Source organism: Mesorhizobium sp. M0816, from assembly GCF_040320005.1.
In the GTDB taxonomy this organism is placed as follows: Bacteria; Pseudomonadota; Alphaproteobacteria; order Rhizobiales; family Rhizobiaceae; genus Mesorhizobium.
Genome location: NZ_JAMYOT010000003.1, coordinates 82,440 through 105,665 on the forward strand (window position 1 = coordinate 82,440; position 23,226 = coordinate 105,665).

The 23,226-nt window shown below is 63.9% G+C and carries 17 protein-coding genes; 10 read left to right on the top strand and 7 right to left on the bottom strand.

The window, feature by feature from the left end; translation table 11 throughout:
• The first annotated feature begins 9 nt into the window (after positions 1–9).
• The 4 genes from NKI17_RS04725 (at position 10) to NKI17_RS04740 (ending at position 8,355) form a co-directional block, all read left to right on the top strand.
• Entirely contained in the window at positions 10–3,798 is a 3,789-nt protein-coding gene (locus NKI17_RS04725) for a DUF7929 domain-containing protein (protein ID WP_352905460.1), read from the top strand.
• A 170-nt stretch (positions 3,799–3,968) separates the two neighbouring features.
• On the top strand, positions 3,969–5,924 hold the full coding sequence (locus NKI17_RS04730) for a hypothetical protein (protein WP_352846767.1): 1,956 nt from the start codon (positions 3,969–3,971) through the stop codon (positions 5,922–5,924).
• Between the two features lie 189 nt (positions 5,925–6,113).
• Positions 6,114–6,791 (top strand): ribulose-phosphate 3-epimerase, encoded by a 678-nt coding sequence (gene rpe, locus NKI17_RS04735; RefSeq protein ID WP_352636276.1) that lies wholly within the window; start codon positions 6,114–6,116, stop codon positions 6,789–6,791.
• Positions 6,792–6,831: 40 nt separating this feature from the next.
• A complete protein-coding gene (locus tag NKI17_RS04740) occupies positions 6,832–8,355 on the top strand; it encodes a malonate--CoA ligase (RefSeq protein WP_352571536.1) in 1,524 nt (507 codons plus the stop codon).
• Between the two features lie 2 nt (positions 8,356–8,357).
• Here the strand turns inward: NKI17_RS04740 and nagA are convergent, their stop codons facing one another.
• The 4 genes from nagA to NKI17_RS04760 are packed head-to-tail and all read right to left on the bottom strand — an operon-like array spanning position 8,358 to position 12,212.
• Entirely contained in the window at positions 8,358–9,527 is a 1,170-nt protein-coding gene (nagA, locus tag NKI17_RS04745; protein WP_352571535.1) for an N-acetylglucosamine-6-phosphate deacetylase, read from the bottom strand.
• A complete protein-coding gene (locus NKI17_RS04750) occupies positions 9,524–10,555 on the bottom strand; it encodes an SIS domain-containing protein (RefSeq protein WP_036239401.1) in 1,032 nt (343 codons plus the stop codon). Before NKI17_RS04750 ends, nagA begins: the two co-directional genes overlap by 4 nt.
• Positions 10,552–11,334, bottom strand: a complete 783-nt coding sequence (locus tag NKI17_RS04755; protein ID WP_023679844.1) for a GntR family transcriptional regulator — start codon at positions 11,332–11,334, stop codon at positions 10,552–10,554. The genes NKI17_RS04750 and NKI17_RS04755 overlap by 4 nt, the downstream gene beginning before the upstream one ends.
• Positions 11,331–12,212: a glucosamine kinase nucleotide-binding domain-containing protein gene (locus tag NKI17_RS04760; RefSeq protein ID WP_352571534.1), complete on the bottom strand. Its 882-nt coding sequence runs from the start codon at positions 12,210–12,212 to the stop codon at positions 11,331–11,333. The genes NKI17_RS04755 and NKI17_RS04760 overlap by 4 nt, the downstream gene beginning before the upstream one ends.
• Before the next feature lie 199 nt (positions 12,213–12,411).
• On the opposite strand from NKI17_RS04760, the gene NKI17_RS04765 reads away from it, so the two are divergent.
• The 6 genes from NKI17_RS04765 to NKI17_RS04790 all read left to right on the top strand — a co-directional run bounded on the left by NKI17_RS04765 (position 12,412) and on the right by NKI17_RS04790 (position 18,717).
• Positions 12,412–13,371, top strand: coding sequence for an N-acetylmuramic acid 6-phosphate etherase (locus tag NKI17_RS04765; RefSeq protein ID WP_352828363.1), 960 nt, complete (start codon positions 12,412–12,414; stop codon positions 13,369–13,371).
• A 2-nt stretch (positions 13,372–13,373) separates the two neighbouring features.
• Positions 13,374–14,633 (top strand): ABC transporter substrate-binding protein, encoded by a 1,260-nt coding sequence (locus tag NKI17_RS04770; RefSeq protein ID WP_352571532.1) that lies wholly within the window; start codon positions 13,374–13,376, stop codon positions 14,631–14,633.
• Positions 14,634–14,873: 240 nt separating this feature from the next.
• On the top strand, positions 14,874–15,797 hold the full coding sequence (locus NKI17_RS04775; protein ID WP_352575248.1) for a carbohydrate ABC transporter permease: 924 nt from the start codon (positions 14,874–14,876) through the stop codon (positions 15,795–15,797).
• 8 nt (positions 15,798–15,805) lie between these two features.
• The gene (locus NKI17_RS04780) at positions 15,806–16,645 is read left to right on the top strand and encodes a carbohydrate ABC transporter permease (protein WP_023679838.1); all 840 of its coding nucleotides are present in this window, start codon (positions 15,806–15,808) and stop codon (positions 16,643–16,645) included.
• Complete coding sequence (locus NKI17_RS04785; protein ID WP_352571530.1) at positions 16,642–17,703, top strand: Gfo/Idh/MocA family protein; 1,062 nt, start codon at positions 16,642–16,644, stop codon at positions 17,701–17,703. The genes NKI17_RS04780 and NKI17_RS04785 overlap by 4 nt, the downstream gene beginning before the upstream one ends.
• A gap of 15 nt (positions 17,704–17,718) precedes the next feature.
• Positions 17,719–18,717, top strand: a complete 999-nt coding sequence (locus tag NKI17_RS04790; protein ID WP_352846757.1) for an ABC transporter ATP-binding protein — start codon at positions 17,719–17,721, stop codon at positions 18,715–18,717.
• 207 nt (positions 18,718–18,924) lie between these two features.
• Here the strand turns inward: NKI17_RS04790 and NKI17_RS04795 are convergent, their stop codons facing one another.
• From NKI17_RS04795 to NKI17_RS04805, 3 genes are all read right to left on the bottom strand, one after another.
• Entirely contained in the window at positions 18,925–19,770 is an 846-nt protein-coding gene (locus NKI17_RS04795; protein ID WP_352905461.1) for a fumarylacetoacetate hydrolase family protein, read from the bottom strand.
• 165 nt (positions 19,771–19,935) lie between these two features.
• Entirely contained in the window at positions 19,936–20,667 is a 732-nt protein-coding gene (locus NKI17_RS04800; RefSeq protein WP_254815741.1) for an SDR family oxidoreductase, read from the bottom strand.
• Positions 20,668–20,843: 176 nt separating this feature from the next.
• On the bottom strand, positions 20,844–23,216 hold the full coding sequence (locus NKI17_RS04805; RefSeq protein ID WP_352905462.1) for an aldehyde dehydrogenase family protein: 2,373 nt from the start codon (positions 23,214–23,216) through the stop codon (positions 20,844–20,846).
• Positions 23,217–23,226: the final 10 nt, after the last annotated feature.

Below are 23,226 nucleotides of genomic sequence, written 5' to 3' on the forward strand. Positions count from 1 at the left end.
GAGGGGAAGATGAGCAATCTCGCATTTTTCCCGCCTGCGACAAGCAGCCCATCAACCGGCAAACAATCATCCGTCATGGAGACCATCATGAAACCCCTGTCACTCGCCAGGCGCGGCGTGCGCTGGCTGATGGCGGCCGGTATCGCGGTCGCCATGCTGAGTCCGCTGCAAGGCTTCGCTGAAGACCTTGCTCCGGCCAAGACCAAGCCTGCCGATGCGGGCATCTACACTGCCGTTCCAGATCCCAGGCTCGATTTCGACAATCCTCGCACCGTCAATCCGGAGCCGGGCCGGATCGTGCCCTTCTTCACCAAGAAAGGCACCCAGAGAGGCTGCGACTATGTCGTATACTCGCTGAGCTTTGGCTTGCGCGGCAATCCGCAGGGTTTTGCCAGCCCGGACCTCGCCGCCATGCTGAAAAAGGTCAGGCTCGATTTCAGGGACCAGCTCCCGCACGGCCTGCGCATCGTCGGCGTGCATGTGACCGGCGACGGCACCGATGCGTCCGGCGGACCGCTGCCCGGCGCTGCGATCAGCAGTTCGGCTGGCCCGGACGATACCGCGACGGTGTCCGATTTCCGGATTTCCGCCAGCGATCTCGACGGCATCGGCGCTGCGAACCAGCGCGTCATCACGTTCCAGATCACCGCCAAGATCGACCATGCGGCGTTTCCGTCGCCGACGATCGTTCACAACCAGGGCGCGGTTAAGGTGAGCCGCGAACGCGGCGCCGGCATCGAAATCCCGTCGCAGGATCCGGGCAAGCCGGACGACGGCAATTATCTCACGGGTGCAAAGACGTCGATCAAGATCGACGTCACCAGGTGCAACCCGCCGCCTCCACCTCCCGGCAAGGAATGCTTCAAGGTGGAGCGCGGCACGGTCGATTGCTTGCCCGGCGGCGGCGCCTTCATCTACCACATGCCGGTCGGCCCAGAGATGGCCGGCAAATGGGTGCAGCTTTCGACGACGACACCCGGCATCACCATCATTCCCGACACGCAATTGGTGCCGGCCGGCGGCGGTGTGCTCAATTGGAAGATCGTCGGCGCTTCACCCGGCGACGTCATCCACATCATCGTCACCGGTATCGAAACCTATGCCGGCCCGAGGGAGGGCTGGGGCCGGTGCTGTACGCAGACCATCGATATCGTCATCCCACGTGATCAGCGCTGCCCGCCGAAGGACAAGGAACCGGATCTGAAAGTCGAAAAGCGCGCCGACGTGCAACGTTGCACGATGGGCGGCGGCTGCGACTTCACCATCAGGGTCACCAATGTCGGCGATGCACCCTACCACGGCAAGATCGTGCTCGACGAAGTCACCCTGCCGGCCGGCTCCACCCTCGATTCAGGGCCGAACCCGCCTTGGGTCTGCGCGCCTGGAACCACCCCGATGATTTGCACTCATCTGGTGACCACGCTCAATCCGGGTGCCTCTGTCGACCTCAAGCTCGGCTTCAAGCCGGCCGCAGGCTGGCGAGGCAGCGTCTTGCGCAACTGCGCCACTTACAATTACGGCGCCAGCGGCAAGCCGCTTTTCGGCAGCCAGCAAAACGATCGCGGCTGTGCATCGATCCCGGTCTGCCGGCGTGGCGATCGTGACCGCGACTGCCGGCCGCCGGTGGAGAAGAAGGTCGACCTGATCCTGAAGAAGCGCGCCCGCACCGAATTCTGTTCGGCCGATGGCGTCTGCACCTTCGTGGTCGACATAATCAACAATGGCAGCGTCCCCTATAATGGGCCGCTGACGGTCGTCGATACCTATCCGGGCGGCGCGCCGGCATCCTCGACCTTCGGCCCGACGCCGCCATGGACATGCGGACCGAACGGCCCCGGCCAGTTCCGCTGCGACACCGCCGGCATCGTGCTGTTGCCTGGCGCCTCGACGCCGATCTTCGTCAGGGCGGTGATGCCGGCCAACTACCGGCCCGACAGTGTCGAGAACTGCGCCGAGGTGAAGGCTATTCCCGGTGAGAACGACATCACCAACAACAGGGCCTGCGCCAAGGAACGCATCCGTCATCCGAATGGCGGCCAGCCGGCCCTGCGCATCACCAAGGTATGCAATGCCTCGCTGGCCGGTGCTGCGGTCGTTTCCTGCCGCATTACCGTCATCAGCCTCGGCACCATTGCCCCGACCGGTCCGGTACGGGTCAACGATGCCGCGACGCTGATAGCCGGCGGAGCGCCGGTCCAGATCCAGACCGTCACCCCAGACGGCGCGGAATGGGCTTGCGGACCGCTTCCGGCCAACACACTGTCCTGCCAGATTCCTGGCGCTGTTATGACGCCTGGAACCAGCCGCCATTTCGACCTGACGGTTGCCGCGAACGGCGAATTCGAGAACTGCGCACGCGGCTCCTACGGCCCGGCTCCGGGAGACGACATCGTCTATCCGATCGGCCAGGCCTGCGCCAAGGGCGGCGGCGCCTCGACCATCCGCGTCGAGAAGACCGGTGATGCCGAGTGCAAGCCCGGCCAGCCCTGCTCGTTCGAGATCACCATCACGAACGATGGGGCGAGCGCCTTCTCTGGCCCGGTTCGCATCGGCGATGCCATCGGCGTCGAAGGCCTCGGCCGGCTGGAGGGCGTTGCGATCACCTCGATCGATCCGCCCTTCGGCTGCTCGCCGGAGCCGGCAACCTTGCCTGCCTCCTGCATTGCCAATTTGACGATCGGCTCGGGGGAAAGCCACGTTCACAACGTGACCGTGGTGCTTCCCGACGACGGTCGCCTGGCAAATCTGCAGGGCACGGTCAATGGTCAGAACTGCGTCGGCGTGCTGTCTCCGAACACGCCGGTGCAAGGCGGTGGCGACGTGTTGTCCCGCGGTGCGGCCGACGTGCAGGGTGATCGTGGCAAGGCCTATGCCTGCCATCCCTTCACCATCAGGAATGAGGTGAAGAAGGAATGCTCGCAAGGCTTCGTCATGAACGACGCCGGCAACTGCGTCTGCCCGCCCGGCACGACCTTCCGCAATGGCCAATGCTCGTCCGGGGGCGGCACGGTCATCGTGCCGAAGCCAAAACCTTGCGTTCTGCTCAAAGGCCAGATCCGCACCGAAGACGGACGCTGCGTCTGTCCGCGCGGAACCGAGCTGGAGAACGGCGCTTGCGTGGGGAAAGAGCCGAAGCCCGAGCAGTGCACCATCCGTGGCCAGATCCACGACGCTGCCGGCGATTGCGTCTGCCCGCGGGGCACCGAAGTCAGAGGCAATGCCTGCCGGCCAATCCAGCCAAGGCCCGAGCAGTGCACCATCCGTGGCCAGATCCACGACGCCGCTGGCGATTGCGTCTGCCCGCGGGGTACGGAAGTCAGGGGCAATGCCTGCCGGCCAATCCAGCCGAAGCCGGAGCAGTGCACCATTCGTGGTCAGATCCACAATGCCGCTGGCGATTGCGTCTGCCCGCGGGGCACGGAAGTCAGGGATAGTGCCTGCCGGCCAATCCAGCCGAAGCCGGAGCAGTGCACCATCCGCGGGCAGATCCACGACGCCAACGGCGATTGCGTCTGCCCGCGGGGCACGGAAGTGCAGGGCAATGCCTGCAGGCGCAAGAAGCCTGTTGTGGTGGAGTGCCCGATACCTGGTCAGATCCACAACAAGCGTGGCGTTTGCGTCTGCCCGCGTGGGACAGAGCTGCGCGACGGCGCCTGCCGCAAACCACGGTTGGAATGCGCACCGGGCGCGCGGCCGATCAATGGCCAGTGCCAGCCGATCCGCAAACCGAGCCTGCTGCTGAATCCAAAGGTTCTTCAGCAGGTCGTGCCAAGGCGCAAGCCGCAGCTCGAGCAATAGGATCGCGCGCGGAACTTCAAACGGTGATGGTTCGCGTCACCCAAACCCGCCGGAGCGATCCGGCGGGTTTTTTCTTTGGCGGCGCCGTATTTCGGCGGCTTGCATGAACCTTACGGCAGTCAGCAGCGACAAACTCCTGAAGGACCCCATCAACCCATCAGGAGAGGGAAATGCCTTCAGCCAAACGTCTTTTCCGAACTGTGGCGACCACTGCATTGATCGCAGCCTCGCTTGCAGGCACGCCGGCCTTCGCCAAGCAGGCGAACATAAAATCGATGTCATTCCATACGGAAAGCGCCAACACGACAATCCATGTCGGCTCGAGCGACAAGCAGAAATGGGACACGCTGAAAAGCGGCAACGTCCAGTTCTGGGGCCACATGAAGCTCGATCTCTGGTGGCCGGGTTATGTGCAGGATGTCGCCGTATCGCTTGGTGTCTGCGGACCAGGCCAGTGCCAGGCGTTCCCGCCGATCTGGAGTGCCTCGCCGCTTGGTCGCGACTACGACCACCAGGAAAATTTCTCCTTTGATCCCTCCATCATCCCGCTGTCGTCGAATACCGGCATCGCCGTCGTACCCGATGGCGATGAGATCGCCGCCAAGTGCAACCAGCACCTCCAGGCCGACGGCCCGACCAAATCCTATTCATTCACGCACACATTCCACGCCAGTTTCTCGGCAGCCACCGACACCGCTCTCGACATGGACAATGCGGTCAGCGAAGTACAGGGCGGCAGCTGGCCGCATCCGCTGTACGGATCGCACTATGCCGAGCATGGCTCGTTCGACGTTCAAATCGTCTGCGATGCGGTCGTCAAACCAAAGGTCCAGGACATCGCCACCGATTTCGGCGAGTTCGACGTGAATGACGTCAAGCTGTTCTTGACGACATACCAGTCCAATCAGCCAGGCTCCGCGCCTGGCACTGTTTGCCCTTCGCTCAGGGTCACCAGCCGGGCGCAAGCCAACCAGGCCGGGCCGGTTACGATGCGCATCTGGCGCCAGAAGGACGGTGGGCCGATCACCTCCGAGGTGCAGCAGGCATGGGCTTCGTACGATGCAGCGAAGAACGGCTATTTCGCGCTTTATGAAAAATGGGAGGATGTCGGCGCCACCGCCTATTTCCAATACAAGGCCGAGATTGTCGGCAACGGCCCGTTCGAGCCCTTCGACGGCTGGAAGGACATCACCGTCCATTGCACGAGTTCCGGCGGCGGCGGCTTCACCGATTCACCGCAGGACAACCCCGTCAACCCGCCGGTTCATTCGGACTGGCAGGGCGAGGTCACCGTGTCCGACAGCGCCGGCCTCAAGAAACTCTGCCCGCGCAAGGGGCAGGTGGCGTTCGAAGTCGAGCGCGATGCGCCGGGCGCGTTTCACTACCGCATCAGTTGCTCGAATGGTGCCTTCTTTACCGGCACGACTGCGGCCTTCAACAATGGCGGTGTGTTCAAGGCGAGCGCCGCGCACGATCTCAGCATCGTCAGGACGCGCTCGATCCAATGCACCCTGCAGGAAATCAAGCAGAACGGTTCAATCGCGACCGTCGATACGGATACGGAGGATTTCACCTGCATAAAGCGCACCTTCGATCCGAAGGCCAACGATCTCGTCTCGACCACCCGTCCGGATTCCGATCAGCCCAAGCTGCCTCCGGTCGTCGTCGATCCCGGCCGTAAATGTCTGCCAAGCCAGAAGCTGATCCACGGCAAATGCATCGACAGGCCGCTCGTGGGCGCGTGCCGCAGCACCGAAAAGCTCGTCAATGGCAAGTGCATTGGCATCAGCATCCACTGCCTGCCCGGCTACCATCAGATCGGACTAGAATGCGTAAGGAATCCGGTGATCGCCGACAGGTGCAACCGCAATGAGCTGCGCATCGACGGAAGATGCGTGCGCAAGCCGCCGGTCGTCATCGACTGCAAGCGCGGCTATCATTTGGTCGGCAAGGCATGCGTCAAGAACCCGGTGATCGTCACCGCCTGCCGTGCAACCGAAAAACTGGTGCGTGGACATTGTGTGCCCAAGCCGCCGCTGAAGAAGCCCGATCTGCAGAAGGTGAAACAAGGCAACGGCAAGCTCTTCCTGCCACGGACGGCCAGGCCGCGGCTTCATCCGAACTGAAATCCAAGGCCTTGCCCTGGAAAGTCCTTGCCCTGGAAAGTCCTTGCACTGGAGGAAAGGTCTGCACAGGAGAGAAGTGGCTCGCACCGCTTCTCCCCTTCTGCGCGGATGCGGTATTGACGCCGGATTCCTGTCGACAAGCGGCGCCGAGATGATTACGCCGATGGGGCTCAACAACGGGAAGCGGACATGGCTCAAAAAACCCTGATCGCGCCATCGGTGCTGGCTTCCGATTTCTCGAAGCTCGGCGACGAGGTCGAGGCGGTGGCGGCCGCCGGCGCCGACTGGATCCATCTCGACGTCATGGACGGGCATTTCGTCCCCAACATCACCTTCGGGCCGCCGGTGATCAAGGCGATCCGCAACCGCACCAAGGCCTTCTTCGACTGCCATCTGATGATCGCCCCCGCCGACCCCTATCTGGCCGCCTTCGCCGAGGCCGGGTGCGACGGCATCACGGTGCACGCCGAAGCCGGGCCGCATCTCGACCGCTCGCTGCAGACGATCAAAAACCTTGGCAAGAAGGCCGGTGTGTCGCTCAACCCGGCGACACCGGAGACGATGATCGAATACGTGCTCGACCGGCTCGATCTTATCCTGATCATGACGGTTAATCCGGGCTTCGGCGGCCAGGCCTTCATTCCGGCGATCGTAGACAAGGTGAAGCGGGTGAAGGCGCTGATCGGTGACAGGCCGATCCGGATCGAGATCGACGGCGGCATTTCGCCGGAAACTGCGCCCCTGGTCACCGCCGCCGGCGCCAGCGTGCTGGTCGCCGGTGCGGCCATTTTCAAGGGCGGCAGCGTCGCAGCCTATCGGGCAAACATCGAGGCAATCAGGGCAGCGGCGGACAAGGCGGCCGGCTGACCGCCGCCGTTCGGCCGGAGACAGCCGCTCGGGGGGACTTGTGAGCAACCATCTGTTCGATGCTTTCCGTGCCCGGATGCCCACGCCCGGACGCCTTTTGATGGAGGCAGAGGACGGGCGCTCGATCAGCTATGGCGAAATGCTGGCGCGCTCCGCTCAACTGGCACATGTGGTGTCGCAGCTGGGCGTCGAAGCCGGCGACTGCGTCGCCGTTCAGGTCGAGAAGAGCCCGGAGGCCATTTTCCTCTATCTCGCCTGTCTGCGTGCCGGCGCGATCTTCCTGCCGCTCAACACCGCCTATACGCTGACCGAGCTCGACTATTTCTTCAGGGATGCCGAGCCGCGACTGATCGTCTGCGACCCGGCGCGAGTGACCGAGATCGGCGCTTTGGCGCAGGCCTCGGGCGCTGCGGTCGCGACACTCGGCAGCAAGGGCGAGGGTTCGTTGACCGATCGCGCCTCTGAGGCGGCCGTGGACTTCCACGACGTGGCGCGCGGACCGGACGACCTTGCTGCGATCCTCTACACCTCCGGCACCACCGGCCGTTCGAAAGGCGCCATGCTCAGCCACGAAAACCTCGCCTCGAATGCGCGGGTGCTGGTCGACCTCTGGCGCTTCACTGCCGCAGACGTGCTGATTCACGCGCTGCCGGTTTTCCACACGCATGGCCTTTTCGTCGCCACCAATGTCGTCCTGATGGCCGGCGCCTCGATGCTGTTCGAAACCAAATTCGACCCGGCCCGCATCGTCTCGCTGCTGCCGCGCGCCACCGTGCTGATGGGCGTGCCGACATTCTACGTCCGCCTGCTGCAGCAGGACGGTTTGAACCGGCAAGCGGCGAAAAACATCCGCCTGTTCATTTCCGGCTCGGCGCCGCTGTTGGCCGAGACGCACAGAGCCTGGCGAGAGCGCACCGGCCACGCCATCCTCGAGCGCTACGGCATGACCGAGACCAACATGAACACGTCGAATCCATACGAGGAAGAGCGGCGAGCCGGCACGGTTGGCTTCCCCTTGCCCGGCGTCTCCCTGCGCATCGCCGATCCCGATGGCGGCGAAACACTTGCCCGGGGCGAGGTCGGCATGATCGAGGTCAAGGGCCCGAACGTCTTTTGCGGCTACTGGCGCATGCCGGAAAAGACAAGGGCCGAATTCCGTGACGACGGTTTCTTCATCACCGGCGATCTCGGGCTGATCGATGCCGACGGCTATGTCCACATCGTTGGCCGCGGCAAGGACCTGATCATTTCCGGCGGCTACAATATCTATCCAAAGGAAGTCGAGAGCGAGATCGACGCGCTGCCTGGCGTCGCCGAAAGCGCTGTCATCGGCGTTGCCCATCCGGATTTCGGCGAAGGCGTCACCGCTGTCGTGGTGAGGGCGCCGGGCTCGACCATCAGCGCCGCAGGGATCGTCGAGGCCATCGCCGGGCGCCTCGCCAGGTACAAGCATCCGAAACGGGTGATCTTCGTCGACGAACTGCCGCGCAACACGATGGGCAAGGTGCAGAAGAACCTGCTGCGCGAAGCCTACAAGGACCTCTATACGTCCAAAGCCGGCTAACCCTAACGAGCAGGGCTGCCTGCAAAAACCTTGGCACCATCGATCCAGACGCTTTTAATGTCCAGATCGTCCGACAGCGAAACGATGTTGGCCGCGGTACCGTTGGCGAAGCGCCCGAGCCGGTGCGACTGGCCGATCGCCTGCGCCGGATAGAGGGAGGCCATGCGCAAGGTTTCATCGAGGTCGAGACCGACGACGCGGTGCATGAAGCGCACCGCGGAAATCATGTCGAGATCCGCGCCCGCCAGCGTGCCGTCGGCAAGTGTCAGCCTCCCATCCTTGCGGTGGATGGTGCGGCCGTTCAGCGTGAACGAGGTCATGTCGGTGCCGATCGTCGCCATGGCATCGGTAACGAGCAGTATCTTGCCCGGCCCCTGCTTGGCGCGCAAGGCGATGGCCATGGTGGCCGGATCGACATGGATACCGTCGGCGATGATCCCGGCATAGAATGTGCCGGTATCGATTGCGGCGCCCGCTAGCCCTGGCTCGCGATTGCCGATCTGGCTCATCGCATTGAACAGATGGGTGACCACGGTTGCGCCGGCCTCGGCAAAGGCGCGAGCCGTGGCATAGCCGGTATCGGAATGGCCGATGCTGACGACAATCCCGGCCTTGCTAAGCGCCGACACCTGGCTGGGCTCGACGGATTCGGGCGCCACCGTCGTCAGCAGCACGGGCAGGTTTTTCCGTGCGGCGATCAGCATCGTCTGGTCGGAGTCTAGCATCGGCCGGATCAAAGCCGGGTCATGTGCGCCCTTGCGGGCGATCGACAGATGCGGCCCTTCGAGGTGCAGGCCCAGGAACCCCGGCACCTTCCTCCGTGCCGCCTCGGCTCCGGCCGCAACCGCCGCGGCGGTGATCTCGGACGTGTCGGTGATCAGCGTCGGCAACAGCGCCGCCGTGCCGAAGGGTGCGTGCGCCCGGCAGATGGTCTCGATCGAGGCGACGTCCGGATGGTCGTTGAGCATGACGCCGCCGCCGCCATTGACCTGCAGATCGACGAAGCCAGGCGCCAGCATGCCGCCGCCGGTCTCGATACGCGCAACATTGGATGGAATGGCGCCGGCGGCAACAATGGCCTCGACGAGGCCGTCGCACACGAGCGCCGCATTGTCGTGCCAGTCGTCGCCATCGAAAATCCGGGCGCCAGTCAGGGCAAAACGGTCGCTCATAGGGTTTCCGTTACTTTGCGCAGATTGGGCGGCGTGTCGGGGTCGAGGCCGCGATGGCGGGCAAAAGCCTCGACGAAACCATAGAACGACACGATCAGCGTCAGCGGGTCGGTCAGCGGATGACCGGTTGCGACATGCGGCAGGCGCTGAGCGCTCTTTGCCTTGTTCGACGTCACAAAGACGGCAGCGCCCTTGCCGGCCAGGCTGTCGGCGGCATCGGCCACCGATGGCTCGGACGCATCGCGAGCAGCCAGAGCCAGCACCGGGAAACCGGGACCGACCAGCGCCAGCGGGCCGTGCATGACCTCGGCGGCACTATAGGCTTCCGCATGCATGGCGCAGGTTTCCTTGAATTTCAGCGCCGCCTCGTTGGCGATCGCCGCCGACGGGCCGCGGCCGAGAATGAACAGCGATTTCGGCGTCTCGAGTGCCCCAGCCAGCGCCATCCAGTCGCAGGCGATCGCCTTGCGAAAATGCTCCGGCAAGCGCGCGAGCGCCACCAGGAGTTTCTCGTCGCCGGTGCAATGCGCCATCAAGGCGAGTCCTGCGACGGCTGAATTGACGAAGGTCTTCGTCGCCGCGACGCTGCGCTCCGGTCCGGCCAGGATGTCGATCGCGTAGTCCGAAGCCCGCGCCAGCGGCGAATCGGCGGTGTTGGTGATGGCGACGGTCAGCGAACCGCCGGTCCTCGCCGCTTGCGCCATTGCAACGATGTCCGGGCTCTTGCCGGACTGCGAGATCGCCAGGCAGGCCGAGCCGCCCAGCTTCAGCTTGGCGCCATAGATCGAGGCGATCGACGGGCCGACCGATGCAACCGCCAGCCCGGCGGTCAACTCCACGGCATATTTCATGAAGGTTGCGGCATGGTCGGACGAGCCGCGCGCCACGGTGACGACGAAATTCGGGTCGCGCTCGCGAATGCCGCGTCCAGCTTCCGTCAGCACCGCGGCCGAGCCATCGAGCAGACGGGCGGTGGCCTCCGGGATCTCCTCGATCTCGCGCCGCATATGGGTCGTTGTCGCGGTCATGGCCGGCCCTCTTCGCCCGGCCCGCTCAGCCGGAGTTCGGCGACAAAATCATAGGCGTCGCCCCTGTAGATGGAGCGGGTAAACTCGATCACCTTGCCGCTCGCCAGATAGGAGATACGCTCGATGTGCAGGCCGGCAATGCCCGGCGGTACTTCCAGCAGATGTGCGTCGCCATCGCCGAGGTTGGTGGCGGAAATGCGCTGCACCGCCCGCACCGGCCTGTTGCCGGTCTTTTCCAACGCGGCGTAGAGCGACGAACCAATCGCCGCCGGATCGGGCAGCACGCTTGTCGATAGCGAGGCGCGCTCGATCGCCAGCGGCGTGTCGTTGGCGATACGAAGGCGCGCCACGCGCGCAACCAATTCGTTCGACGCCAGGCCGAGCACCATCATCTCGTCGGGCGACGGCGGATAGAGGCCGCGGTCGAGCCAAGCCGAACGCACCGCCATGCCGCGCCGCGCCATGTCTTCGGTAAACGAGGTCAGCATCGACAGCGACTGCTCGACGCGCTCCATGCGCGGCGCAACGAAGGTGCCGGAACCATGGCGCTGGACGAGGATGCCGCCTTTGACCAGGTCCTGCACCGCCTTGCGCACGGTGACGCGCGAAATGTCGGCCTTGCTGGCGATGTCGCGCTCGGAAGGCAGCGCATCGCCAGGTCCGATCAGCCCGCGTTTGACCGCATCCTCGATGCTCTTCCTGAGCTGCAGATAGAGCGGCGCGCCACTCTGCGACGATTGTTTCAGCGCCGCGAATATCTGGTCGGCGGCCTCGCTCATCGAGCTGCCTCCGCCGTGTTTGCGAAAATCCGAACCGCCATCTGCACCGCGCCGCCCAGCGCGTCATCGAGCGGCGGTTTCAGCAGCGCCCGGTAGCGGGCCGACAGGCGCGGCGCATAAAGCGGCGCCAGCCCGCCGAGCAGGCAGAGCGGATCGTCGCCGCCGAGGTCGAGCACGCCAAGCGCTGCCTCGACATCGGCGACCGCCTTGTCGAGGATCCAGATAGCGACGGCGTCGCCTTTTTCGGCATGTTCGAACACCTTGGGCGCGAAGCCGCCGAAATCGCCGGGCTTGGCATTGGTGGTGAATTCGACCACATCCTCGGGATTGTTGCGGAAAATGGCGAGCATGGTCTGCGTCAGCGGCGATCCCTGGCGGATGCCGTCATAGGCGAGCAGCGTCTGCTCGAGCAGGTCGCGGCCGATGCGGGCGCCGCTGCCCTGGTCGCCGACCTGAAAACCCCAGCCACCGATGGCGCGCGACTTGCCTCGTCTGCGCGCCATATAAGCGGTGCCGGTGCCGAGTATGGCCATGGCGCCCTCGCCTGAGCCAACCGCGCCTTCCAGCGCGATCTCGGCATCGGTCTCGACGCGGCTGATGCGGAACGGCAGGATCGCTTCGAGCTGCTGCCGGTAGGTGCCGACATTGGCGCCGGCAAGACCGAGAACGGCCGGAGTTTGCGGGATCAGTGCGGGATCCCTGCCCGCGGCGACAAAGGCCTGCTGCGCTGCGTCGACGATGTTCGTCCTGGCGCCGGTGAGATCGGTTCGGATGTTGGCGGCACCGCTTTTGGCGCGGCCGAGGACGCTGCCGTCGGCCGTTGCAAGGGCCGCCCTGCAGCTGGTGCCGCCGCCGTCGATGCCGAGCACGAATTTCACGCGATTTCTCCTCCGGGTGGATAATACCAATAAAATACCAATAGCCAAGGATTAATTTCCGTTTCAAAAAAGTTAAGGCGTAGTTTGTTGGAAAATCAGCCAATTGCGTTCGCAAGCCTGCACCGCCGCAAGGATTTCATTAATGCGTGTGGACAAGTGGTATTTTTTTGGTATGGTTTTCTCGATTGGAGGAAAGCGGATGGCCGAAACGCGCACCGAAGCGCTTCACCAGAATGCCGAGGAACTGGATATCCAGGCCCCGGAAGCCGTCCTTTCCTCGTTGGCCAACGCACAGATCGAGGCCGCCAAGGCTGTGCACGGCGCCATTCCTGCCATTGCCGCGGCAGCCGAAATCATCGCAAGCAGACTGAAAAGCGGCGGCAAGCTCGCCTATGCGGCTGCCGGCAGTTCGGGCCTGATGGCACTGGCCGATGCGCTTGAGCTGCCGGGCACTTTCGGCATCCAACGCGACCGCATCGCCATCCTGATCGCCGGCGGCGACGAGGCCTTCAAGACACTGGCCGGCGGGCCGGAGGACGACACCGAGGAAGCTTCGGCAGCAGTTGCTGCCGCCCGCATCGGCAAGGGCGACTGCCTGATCGCCGTCTCGGCCAGCGGCTCGACACCTTATGCAGTCGGGGCGATCGAGGACGCCAGGCGCCGCGGTGCGGCGACCATTGCCATCGCCAACAACAGGGATGCGCCGCTGCTGCGGCTGGCCGACATCGCCATCCTGCTCGAAACGCCGCCGGAGCTGATTGCCGGCTCAACGCGCATGGGCGCAGGCACCGCCCAGAAGATCGCGCTCAACATGCTGTCGACGCTCGCCGCCATTCATCTCGGCCATGTCCATGACGGCTACATGGTCAACCTCATGGCCGACAACATCAAGCTGCGCGACCGCGCCGCACGCATCGTTGCCGCCGTCAGCGGGCGCGACAAGGACGAGGCGGCCCGCCTGCTCGAAAGGAGCGGCGGCGTCGTCAAGACCGCTATTCTGCTCGCCGCCGGCGCCGCCAGCGCCGATGCAGCCGAGAAGATATTGGAAGGGACCGGCCACAAACTGCGGCCGGCGCTTTCCGCGATCGAGGGGAGCAAGGGGCGCAATGCCTCTGTTCTCATCAAAACCGAACCTGAAAAAGGTCAACAGGGAGACTGAGCATGACAACGAAGCTACTGACGGCACTTCTTCTCGGCACCAGCGTTCTCGGCTCCGCCGGGGTGGCTTATGCCGACGACGTAACGCTCAACATCGAAAGCTGGCGCGGCGACGACCTTGCCATCTGGAAGGACAAGCTGATCCCGGCCTTCGAAGCCAAGAACCCGGGCATCAAGGTGGTGTTCGCGCCGTCGGCGCCAACCGAATATGACGCCGCCCTCGGCGCCAAGCTCGCCGCCGGCTCGGCCGGCGACCTGATCACCTGCCGCCCGTTCGACAAGTCGCTGGAACTCTTCAAGAAGGGCAACCTCGCCGATCTGTCGGCGCTGCCGGGCATGGAGAACTTCTCCCCGGTGGCCAAGTCGGCCTGGCAGACCGACGACGGCAAGGCGACATTCTGCGTGCCGATGGCCTCGGTCATCCATGGCTTCATCTACAACAAGGACGCCTTCGACAAGCTCGGCATCAAGGTGCCGACCACGAATGAGGAATTCTACGCCGCGCTCGACAAGATCAAGGCCGACGGCACCTACATTCCGATGGCGATGGGCACCAAGGACCTCTGGGAAGCCGCCACCATGGGCTACCAGAACATCGGCCCGAACTACTGGAAGGGCGAGGAAGGCCGCGCCGCACTGATCAAGGGCGAGCAGAAGCTGACCGACCCTCAGTGGGTCGAGCCCTTCAAGGAACTGGCCAAGTGGAAGGACTATCTCGGCGACGGCTTCGAGGCGCAGACCTATCCGGACAGCCAGAACCTGTTCACGCTCGGCCGCGCCGCCATCTACCCGGCCGGCTCGTGGGAGATCGGCCTGTTCAACACGCAGGCGCAGTTCAAGATGGGCGCCTTCCCGCCGCCGGTGCAGAAGGCCGGCGACACCTGCTACATCTCCGACCACACCGACATCGGCATGGGCCTCAATGCGGCCTCGAAGAACGCGGATGCGGCCAAGACCTTCCTGTCCTGGGTCGCCTCGCCTGATTTTGCCACCATCTATGCCAACGCGCTGCCGGGCTTCTTCAGCCTGAACAACACGCCGGTGAAGATGGAAGACCCGCTGGCGCAGGAATTCGTCTCCTGGCGCGACAAGTGCAAGTCGACGATCCGCTCGACTTACCAGATCCTGGGCCGCGGTACGCCGAACCTCGAAAACGAGACATGGGTTGAATCGGCCAACGTCATCAACGGCACCGACACGCCGGAAGCTGCCGCCAAGAAGCTGCAGGACGGCCTCGACAGCTGGTACAAGCCGGCGAAGTAAGAGTGCGGCGAAGCGTTGTCTCCCCCCTCGAGGGGGGAGATGTCGCCGAAGGCGACAGAGGGGGTCGGTCGAGGCAGGCTGCGGCTTGATCGCTGCTGGAAAGCACGGTCGAACGACGATAGCGCGCTGCCTCTGCCGACTCCACCCGCCTCGCTTTGCGAGGCACCCTCCCCTCGAGGGGAGGGAGGCGCCGCGCCCTTTGACGGCAATTGCAAGAACCTGATCGGCGGGACCGAACTCATGGCCGCAACACCGAAAAGACCGTTCCGCTGGCACATCGGCGTCTTTCTGGCGCCGGCAGTGCTGGTCTATACGGCGATCATGATCCTGCCGCTGGCCGGCACGCTGCAGCTCTCCTTGTTCCGCAACATAGACCAATCCCAAGTCTTCGTGGGACTGGCAAACTTCCGCACGCTGTTCGGCGATCCTAACTGGTCGGTGGGCTTCTGGAATGCTCTCCGGAACAATGTCTGGTTCTTCATCATCCACATGCTGGTGCAGAATCCGATCGGCGTCCTTTTGGCGGCGCTGCTGTCGAGCCCGCGGCTGAGATTCTCCGCCTTCTACCGAACGGCGATCTTCGTGCCGACAATCCTGTCCTTCGTCATTGTCGGCTTCGCCTGGAAGCTGATCCTGTCGCCGCTGTGGGGCGTGGCGCCGCATCTGCTCGATCTGGTCGGCCTCAAGAGCCTGTTCACGCCCTGGTTGGGCAAGGAGCAGTACGCGCTGACCACACTCAGCCTGATCTCGGTCTGGCAGTTCGTCGGCATCCCGATGATGCTGATCTATGCGGCGCTCTTATCCATCCCCGAAGAGGTGATCGAGGCGGCTGAATGCGACGGCATCACCGGCATGTCGCAGTTCTGGAAGATCAAGCTGCCGCTGATCCTGCCGTCGATAGGCATCATCTCGATCCTGACCTTCGTCGGTAATTTCAACGCGTTCGACCTGATCTACACCGCGCAAGGGGCGCTGGCCGGGCCGAACTATTCAACCGATATCCTCGGCACCTTCCTCTACCGTGCCTTCTTCGGCTTCCAGTTGCAGATCGGTGATCCCAACATGGGCGCGGCAATCGCCACGATGATGTTCCTGATCATCCTGGGCGGCGTCTGCGTCTACCTGTTCCTCGTGCAGACGCGCCTGCGTCGCTACCAGTTCTGAGGCGCCACATGAGCACGGCAACCCGCTCGCTGCCCCGCACCATTGGCGCGCATGCGATCCTTCTGACCTACACGGCGATCGCGCTGTTTCCGGTAATCATCGTCATCGTCAACTCATTCAAGTCGCGCGCCGCCATCTTCGGTGCGCCGCTGGCGCCGCCGACGCCGAAAACCTTCGATCTAATCGGCTACACGACGGTGATCGGCCAGGGCGATTTCATCCACTATTTCCAGAACAGCCTTGTCGTCACCGTCGCCTCGCTGTTCTTCGTGCTTTTGTTCGGCGCCATGGCGGCTTTCTCGCTGTCGGAATACCGCTTCCGCGGCAATTCGCTGATGGGGCTCTATCTGGCGCTCGGCATCATGATCCCGATCCGCCTTGCCACCGTCGCCATCCTGCAATTGATGGTGGCGAGCGGGCTAGTCAACACGCTGACGGCGCTGATCCTGGTCTATACGGCGCAAGGCCTGCCGCTTGCCGTCTTCATCCTCTCGGAATTCATGAAGCAGGTCTCCGACGATCTGAAGAACGCCGGGCGCATCGACGGTCTCTCGGAATACACCATCTTCTTTCGCCTGGTGCTGCCGCTGGTGCGACCATCGATGGCGACGGTCGCGGTCTTCACCATGATCCCGATCTGGAACGATCTATGGTTCCCGCTGATCCTGGCGCCGTCGGAGGAGACCAAGACGGTGACGCTCGGCGCCCAGCTGTTTCTCGGCCAGTTCGTCACCAACTGGAACGCCATCCTGGCGGCGCTGTCGCTGGCAATCATGCCGGTACTGATCCTCTACGTCATCTTCTCGCGGCAGCTGATCCGCGGCATCACTTCGGGGGCGGTCAAGTGAGTTCGCAACAACCTCTTCGCGTCGTCGTCGCCGGCCTCGGCAATATGGGCCGCAGCCATGCGCTGGCCTATCACACCAATCCGGGATTCCAGATCGCCGCGCTGGTCAACCGCTCCGATGTGCCGCTGCCGGAAGGGCTTTCGACCTACGCCATCCGGCGTTCCTTCGACGAGGCGCTACGCGAAGAAAAGCCCGATGTCGCCTGCATCGCCACCTATTCCGACAGCCATGCCGATTATGCGGTCAAGGCATTCGAGGCCGGCTGCCACGTCTTCGTCGAAAAGCCGCTGGCAACGACGGTCGCCGATGCAGAACGCGTCGTCGCAGCAGCCAAGGCCAACGGCAAGAAACTGGTGATCGGCTATATCCTGCGCCACCACCCGTCCTGGATCAGGCTGATCGCCGAGGCGCGCAAGCTCGGCGGCCCTTACGTGTTCCGCATGAATCTCAACCAGCAATCCTCCGGACATACCTGGGAGACGCACAAGCAGCTGATGCAGACGACGTCGCCGATCGTCGATTGCGGCGTGCATTATCTCGACGTGATGCTGCAGATCACCGACGCCAGACCAGTCGAGGTGCGCGGCATGGGGCTACGGCTGAGCGACGAGATCGCGCCGTCGATGTACAATTACGGTCATCTGCAGGTGCTGTTCGACGACGGTTCGGTCGGCTGGTACGAGGCCGGCTGGGGGCCGATGATTTCGGAGACGGCTTTCTTCGTGAAAGACGTGATCTCGCCCAATGGCTGCGTGTCGATCGTCATGAAGGAGGGTGTCAGGTCCGACGACATCGACACCCACACCAAGACCTCGACCATCCGCCTGCACAGTGCGGCGACCGGAGCCGACGGCAAATTCGCCAAACCGGACGAGATGCTGTCGATGCAAGGTGAGCCCGGCCATCAGGACCTCTGCGACCTGGAACAGGCGTTTGTGCTGAAGGCGGTCCGCGAGGATCTGGACTTGACCCGTCACATGGACGACGCGGTGAAGTCGCTCGCGGTCTGCCTTGCCGCAGACGAGAGCGTGCGCAGCGGCCTCGCCGTCAAACTCTAGAACAGGGACGAAGCCGTGGGCTCGCTGAACATCGAGAACGTAAAAAAGGCCTTCGGGCCGGTCGAGGTGCTGAAGGGCATCAACCTCGAGGTGACCGATGGCGAGTTCGTCGTCTTCGTCGGTCCATCCGGCTGCGGAAAGTCGACGCTGCTGAGGGTCATCGCCGGGCTGGAGGACTCGACCTCGGGCCGCGTGGTCATCGACGGGGCGGACGTCTCCGCCACCCCGCCGGCCAAGCGCGGCATCGCCATGGTGTTCCAGACCTATGCGCTCTATCCACATCTGACGGTGAAGAACAATATGGCCCTCGGCCTCAAGCAGGCGGGCACACCGGCGGCCGAGATCGACCGCCGCATCGGCATCGCCTCCTCGATGCTGTCGCTGGAGCCCTACCTCTCGAGGCGGCCGGCCGAGCTCTCCGGCGGCCAGCGCCAGCGCGTCGCCATCGGCCGCGCCGTGGTGCGTGAGCCCAAGCTGTTTCTGTTCGACGAGCCGCTGTCGAACCTCGACGCCGCACTGCGCGTCAACACCAGGCTGGAGATCGCGCAATTGCATCGCCGGCTGAAGGCCACGATGATCTATGTCACCCACGACCAGGTCGAGGCGATGACGCTGGCCGACAAGATCGTGGTCCTTAATGCGGGCAGGATCGAGCAGATCGGCGGACCGATGGAGCTTTACAATTCGCCGGCAAATGAATTCGTCGCCGGCTTCATCGGCTCACCGAAGATGAACTTCGTCGACGGCGCCAGGCTTGGCGAAACGGCAAAGACCATCGGCGTCCGTCCCGAACATCTGACCGTCGATCCCAAATCCGGCGCCTGGAAAGGCACGGTCGTCCATGCCGAGCACCTTGGCGCCGACACCAACCTCTATCTCGACTGCGAGAAGGCCGGCTTGATCACAGTGCGCATTTTTGGCGTCTATAACGCCGAACCTGGTGCCACGCTCTACGCGACGCCGGATCCGGCGAAGACATACCGGTTTGGAGCCGACGGGAAGGTGCTGAAATAGCTGGTGCCGACTCCCCTTCTCCCTTGTGGGAGAAGGTGGCCGAGCGAAGCTCGGTCGGATGAGGGGTGTTGGACGGATCGCTACGCTGAAGGCGTAAGCGACGGAAATCCTTCGATGTTTTCTCGTCGCGTTTCTTCCAGCACCCCTCATGCGTCTCGGCGCTGCGCGCCGATCCACCTTCTCCCACAAGGGGAGAAGGAAGAGCGCCTACGCATCCGCCCTGAACGTCTGCTTCTGGATGCCCAGCCCTTCGATACCGAGCTCGACCACGTCGCCGGGCTTCAGGAAGACCGGCGGCTTCATGCCGAGGCCGACGCCGGGCGGCGTGCCGGTCGAGATGATGTCGCCCGGGTGCAGCGACATGAACTGGCTGAGATAGGAGACGAGATAAGCGACGCCGAAGACCATGGTCTTAGTCGAGCCGTTCTGCATCGTCTTGCCGTTGACCGTCAGCCACATCGGGATGTTCTGCGGGTCCTTGACCTCGTCCTTGGTCACCAGCCACGGGCCGATCGGCCCGAACGTGTCGCAGCTCTTGCCCTTGGTCCACTGGCCCTGGCGCTCGGCCTGGAAGGCGCGCTCGGAGACGTCGTGCGCGACGCAATAGCCGGCGACATAATCCAGCGCCTCGGCCTCGGTGACATACTTTGCAGTCTTGCCGATCACCACGCCGAGCTCGACCTCCCAGTCGGTCTTCACCGAGCCGCGCGGGATCAGCACGTCGTCATTCGGCCCGACAATAGCCGAGCTTGCCTTCATGAAGATGATCGGCTCCGGCGGCACGGTAGCACCGGTTTCGGCGGCGTGGTCGGAATAGTTGAGACCGATGCAGATGAATTTGCCGGTGCCGGCGACGCAGGCGCCGATCCGCGGCTTGCCGGAAACCGCCGGCAGCGTCTTCGGGTCGAGCTTCGACAATGTCTCGAGCGATGCCGGGTCAAGTGCCTTGCCGGCAATGTCGGTGACACGGGCGGAGAGGTCGCGGATCGTTCCATCGGCATCGAGCAGGCCGGGGCGTTCGCTCCCCGCCTCGCCATAGCGCAGCAGTTTCATGCAGTTTCTCCCAGTTGCGACCAGAGGCCGTTTGCAAACTCGCTCCGCTGCGGCGAATGGCGTGGGTTTCGAGAACCGGAGCGGAGCGTACTTAAAGTACGTGAGCACCGGAAGCGCAGAAAGCCGCGTCAGGCGCCCGGCGGAGTAGGGTTTTCAAATGGCCTCTTAGATCGACCAGCCACCGTCGATATTATAAGCCTGCCCCGACGTATAGGTGGCGCCGGCCAGATAGACGGCGAGATCGGCGATTTCCTCGGGCGTGCCGAGCCGGCCCATCGGCTGGCGGGCGATGAAGGCGGCGCGAGCTGCTTCGTAGTCGCCCTGCGCATGCATGCGGTCCTGCAGCGACGGGCTTTCGACCGTGCCCGGACAGATCGCATTGCAGCGTATGCCCTTGCCGACATAGTCGGCGGCGACCGATTTGGTCAGGCCGATGACGGCTGCCTTGGTCAGCCCGTAAACGAAGCGGTTCGGCACGCCCTTGGTCGAACTGGCCAGCGACGCCATGTTGATGATCGAGCCGTCGCCGCGCTCCAGCATGCCGGGCAGCACGGCGCGGATGGTGCGGATCATCGAGCGGACATTGAGATCATAGGCAAAGTCGAGATCGCCGTCCTTCATCTCGAGGATCGAGCCGGAATGGACGAAGCCGGCGCAATTGAACAGCACGTCGACGGCGCCGATCTCGGCAAAAGCGGCGTTCACCGCCTCGTCGTTCAGCACGTCGAGCTTGCGGGTCTTGATACCGGGCGTCTTGCCGAGGTCGGCGAGCACCACCTCGTTAATGTCGGTGGCATGGACGACGGCGCCGGCCTTGGCGAACGCCAGCGCGCTCGCCCGGCCGATGCCTTGCGCCGCCGCCGTGACGACAACGATTTTGCCTGTCAGATCCGCCATGCTTTTCTCCTCGCCCGTCTGTGGTCGTTCGGCTTTTACCGGCGCAAGGCCGGGGCGCAATGTGCCAGCCGGGCACTACCATCCCGCCTGTTTCGATATTCGCCTGCCAGCCAAATGTTTTTTCTCGGTAAAGAACATTTGTTGACCCGTCAAGCCCGGACGTCCCTCCGGGACACTCAGTCGCCGTAGGGCACCCAGACGTTCTTGACCTCGATCGCACGGCGCAGCAAGGCATCGCCGGCTGCTTCGTTCGACGCCCAGTCGAGGCTGTGGCCGTTGCCGGTCCAGACGCGTTTGAGATTGCCGATGGACTCGGCCTCGGCCTTGGCGCAAGTCTCGGCATCGGCGAACACCCAGAGCCCGTCGACATCGTCATGCTTGGCCAATACGCCGGCAAGCTCGGCGCTACGGCCGGTGACGATATTGATGGCGCCTGCCGGAACGTCGGAATATTCGATGACCTGGTAGAGGTCGGTGGCAAGCAGCGGGTATTTTTCGGACGGCACGGCGACCACGGTGTTGCCCATGGCGAGCGCCGGCGCAGCCAGCGAGATCAGGCCGAGCAGAGGTGCGTTGTCCGACGCGACGATACCGACGACGCCGACCGGTTCGTGCAGCGCCAGCGTGACGGCGCGGGCCGGCGGCTGGTGGATGCGGCCCTCGAACTTGTCTGCAAGCCCGGCATAGAGGAACAGGCGCTCGATCGACAGTTCGACCTCGTCACGCGCCGCCTTGGCGGTCGCGCCGGCAAGTTGGGTGAGGCGCACAGCAAACTCGTCGGCGCGGCCGGAAAGGTTTTCGGCCAGGTAATAGAGCACCTGGCTGCGGTTGTAGGCGGTCGCTTCCGGCCAGGCCTTGCAGGCGCGCGCGGCCGCGACGGCGTCACGGATATCCTTGCGGTTGCCGAGACCGACCTCACCGGCAAGCTTGCCCTTGGCGGTGGCGATGGCGAAGGAATAATTGCCGTCCGGCCGGACCTGCTTGCCGCCGATGAACAGCTTTGCCGTGCGGTCGATGGCGCCACCTTCCGCCTGCTCGACAGGTTGGGCCGAAGACGTTGCCGGTTTGATGATCGGGCCGAGCGGCAGTTTTGCCGAGAGATATTCGAACATGCCTTCGCGCCCGCCTTCGCGGCCAAAGCCGCTCTCGCGGTAGCCGCCGAAGCCGCAGGAGGCGTCGAACATATTGGTGCCGTTGACCCAGACGACGCCGGCCTTCAATTGCGGCGCGACGTGCAGGGCAAGATTGATGTTCTCGCTCCACACCGAAGCGGCCAGGCCATAGCGTGTGTTGTTGGCGAGCTCGATCGCTTCCTCGGTGTTGCGGAAGGTCATAGTGGCGAGCACCGGCCCGAACACCTCTTCCTGTGCCAAGATGTTAGCCGGCGAAACACCGGTCGCCAGCGTTGGCAGATGGTAATAGCCCGAGGAGGGCAGCGCCGAGTCCGGCTGCCAGCAGATTGCGCCCTGCTTGGCGCCCTCGGCGATCAGGCCCTTGACGCGATCGAGCTGGGTCAAATCGACCAGCGGGCCGATATCGGTGTTCTTGTCGAGCGGGCTGCCGACGCGCAGCCGGCTCATCCGCGTCTTGACCTTGGCGATGAAGGCGTCGGCGATGCCTTCCTGCACCAGAAGGCGCGAGCCGGCACAGCACACCTGGCCCTGGTTGAACCAGATGCCGTCGACCAGACCCTCGACGGCGCTGTCGAGGTCGGCATCCTCGAAAACGACGAATGCCGATTTGCCGCCAAGCTCCAGCGACAGTTTCTTGCCCGAGCCGGCAGTGGCCTTGCGGATGATCTTGCCGACCTCGGACGAACCGGTGAAGGCAATCTTCTGGATCCCGGGATGATTGACGATTGCCCCACCCGCCTCCGGCCCGCCCTGGACGATGTTGACGACGCCCTTCGGCACGCCGGCGCGTCCGCAGATCTCGGCAAACAGGATCGCGGTGAGCGGCGTGAATTCCGCTGGCTTCAGCACCACGGTGCAGCCCGCGGCGAGCGCCGGCGCGATCTTCCAGGCCAGCATCAAGAGCGGGAAGTTCCACGGGATGATCTGGCCGACGACGCCGACCCCCTTATGGCCTGGAAAATCCCTGTCCAGCGCCTGCGCCCAGCCGGCATGATGGATGAAATGGCGGATGGCCAGCGGCACGTCGATGTCGCGGCTTTCGCGGATCGGCTTGCCGTTGTCGATCGATTCCAATACCGCGAACAGCCGTTGGTGGCGCTGCATGGCGCGGCCGATGGCGTAGAGCACTTTGGCGCGTTGATAACCGGTGCTGGCGCTCCATTTCGGCAGCGCTTTTGTGGCGGCCGAAACCGCCGCGTCGATATCGGCGGCACCGGCATCCGACACCTTGGCCAGCAGCTTTCTCGAGGACGGATCGCTGGTGTCGAAGGTTTTGCCTCCGCTGGCTGCCTTCCAGTCGCCTCCGATAAACAGCGCTTTACCGAAATCCCGCGCGGCAAGCCACGCATCGGCCTCGTTGCGCGCCTCCGGCGCCGGGCCGTATTCCATGGCGTGATAGCGTTCGAGAATGTTCATGAAGCGCTCC

What these genes read in the sequence shown, in the direction of transcription:
- NKI17_RS04725 (WP_352905460.1), top strand. Translation starts at nt 10, where the DNA reads ATGAGCAATCTCGCATTTTTCCCGCCTGCGACAAGCAGCCCATCAACC.
- NKI17_RS04730 (WP_352846767.1), top strand. Translation starts at nt 3,969, where the DNA reads ATGCCTTCAGCCAAACGTCTTTTCCGAACTGTGGCGACCACTGCATTG.
- rpe (WP_352636276.1), top strand. Translation starts at nt 6,114, where the DNA reads ATGGCTCAAAAAACCCTGATCGCGCCATCGGTGCTGGCTTCCGATTTC.
- nagA (WP_352571535.1), bottom strand. Translation starts at nt 9,527, where the DNA reads ATGAGCGACCGTTTTGCCCTGACTGGCGCCCGGATTTTCGATGGCGAC.
- NKI17_RS04750 (WP_036239401.1), bottom strand. Translation starts at nt 10,555, where the DNA reads ATGACCGCGACAACGACCCATATGCGGCGCGAGATCGAGGAGATCCCG.
- NKI17_RS04755 (WP_023679844.1), bottom strand. Translation starts at nt 11,334, where the DNA reads ATGAGCGAGGCCGCCGACCAGATATTCGCGGCGCTGAAACAATCGTCG.
- NKI17_RS04765 (WP_352828363.1), top strand. Translation starts at nt 12,412, where the DNA reads ATGGCCGAAACGCGCACCGAAGCGCTTCACCAGAATGCCGAGGAACTG.
- NKI17_RS04770 (WP_352571532.1), top strand. Translation starts at nt 13,374, where the DNA reads ATGACAACGAAGCTACTGACGGCACTTCTTCTCGGCACCAGCGTTCTC.
- NKI17_RS04775 (WP_352575248.1), top strand. Translation starts at nt 14,874, where the DNA reads ATGGCCGCAACACCGAAAAGACCGTTCCGCTGGCACATCGGCGTCTTT.
- NKI17_RS04780 (WP_023679838.1), top strand. Translation starts at nt 15,806, where the DNA reads ATGAGCACGGCAACCCGCTCGCTGCCCCGCACCATTGGCGCGCATGCG.
- NKI17_RS04795 (WP_352905461.1), bottom strand. Translation starts at nt 19,770, where the DNA reads ATGAAACTGCTGCGCTATGGCGAGGCGGGGAGCGAACGCCCCGGCCTG.
- NKI17_RS04800 (WP_254815741.1), bottom strand. Translation starts at nt 20,667, where the DNA reads ATGGCGGATCTGACAGGCAAAATCGTTGTCGTCACGGCGGCGGCGCAA.
- NKI17_RS04805 (WP_352905462.1), bottom strand. Translation starts at nt 23,216, where the DNA reads ATGAACATTCTCGAACGCTATCACGCCATGGAATACGGCCCGGCGCCG.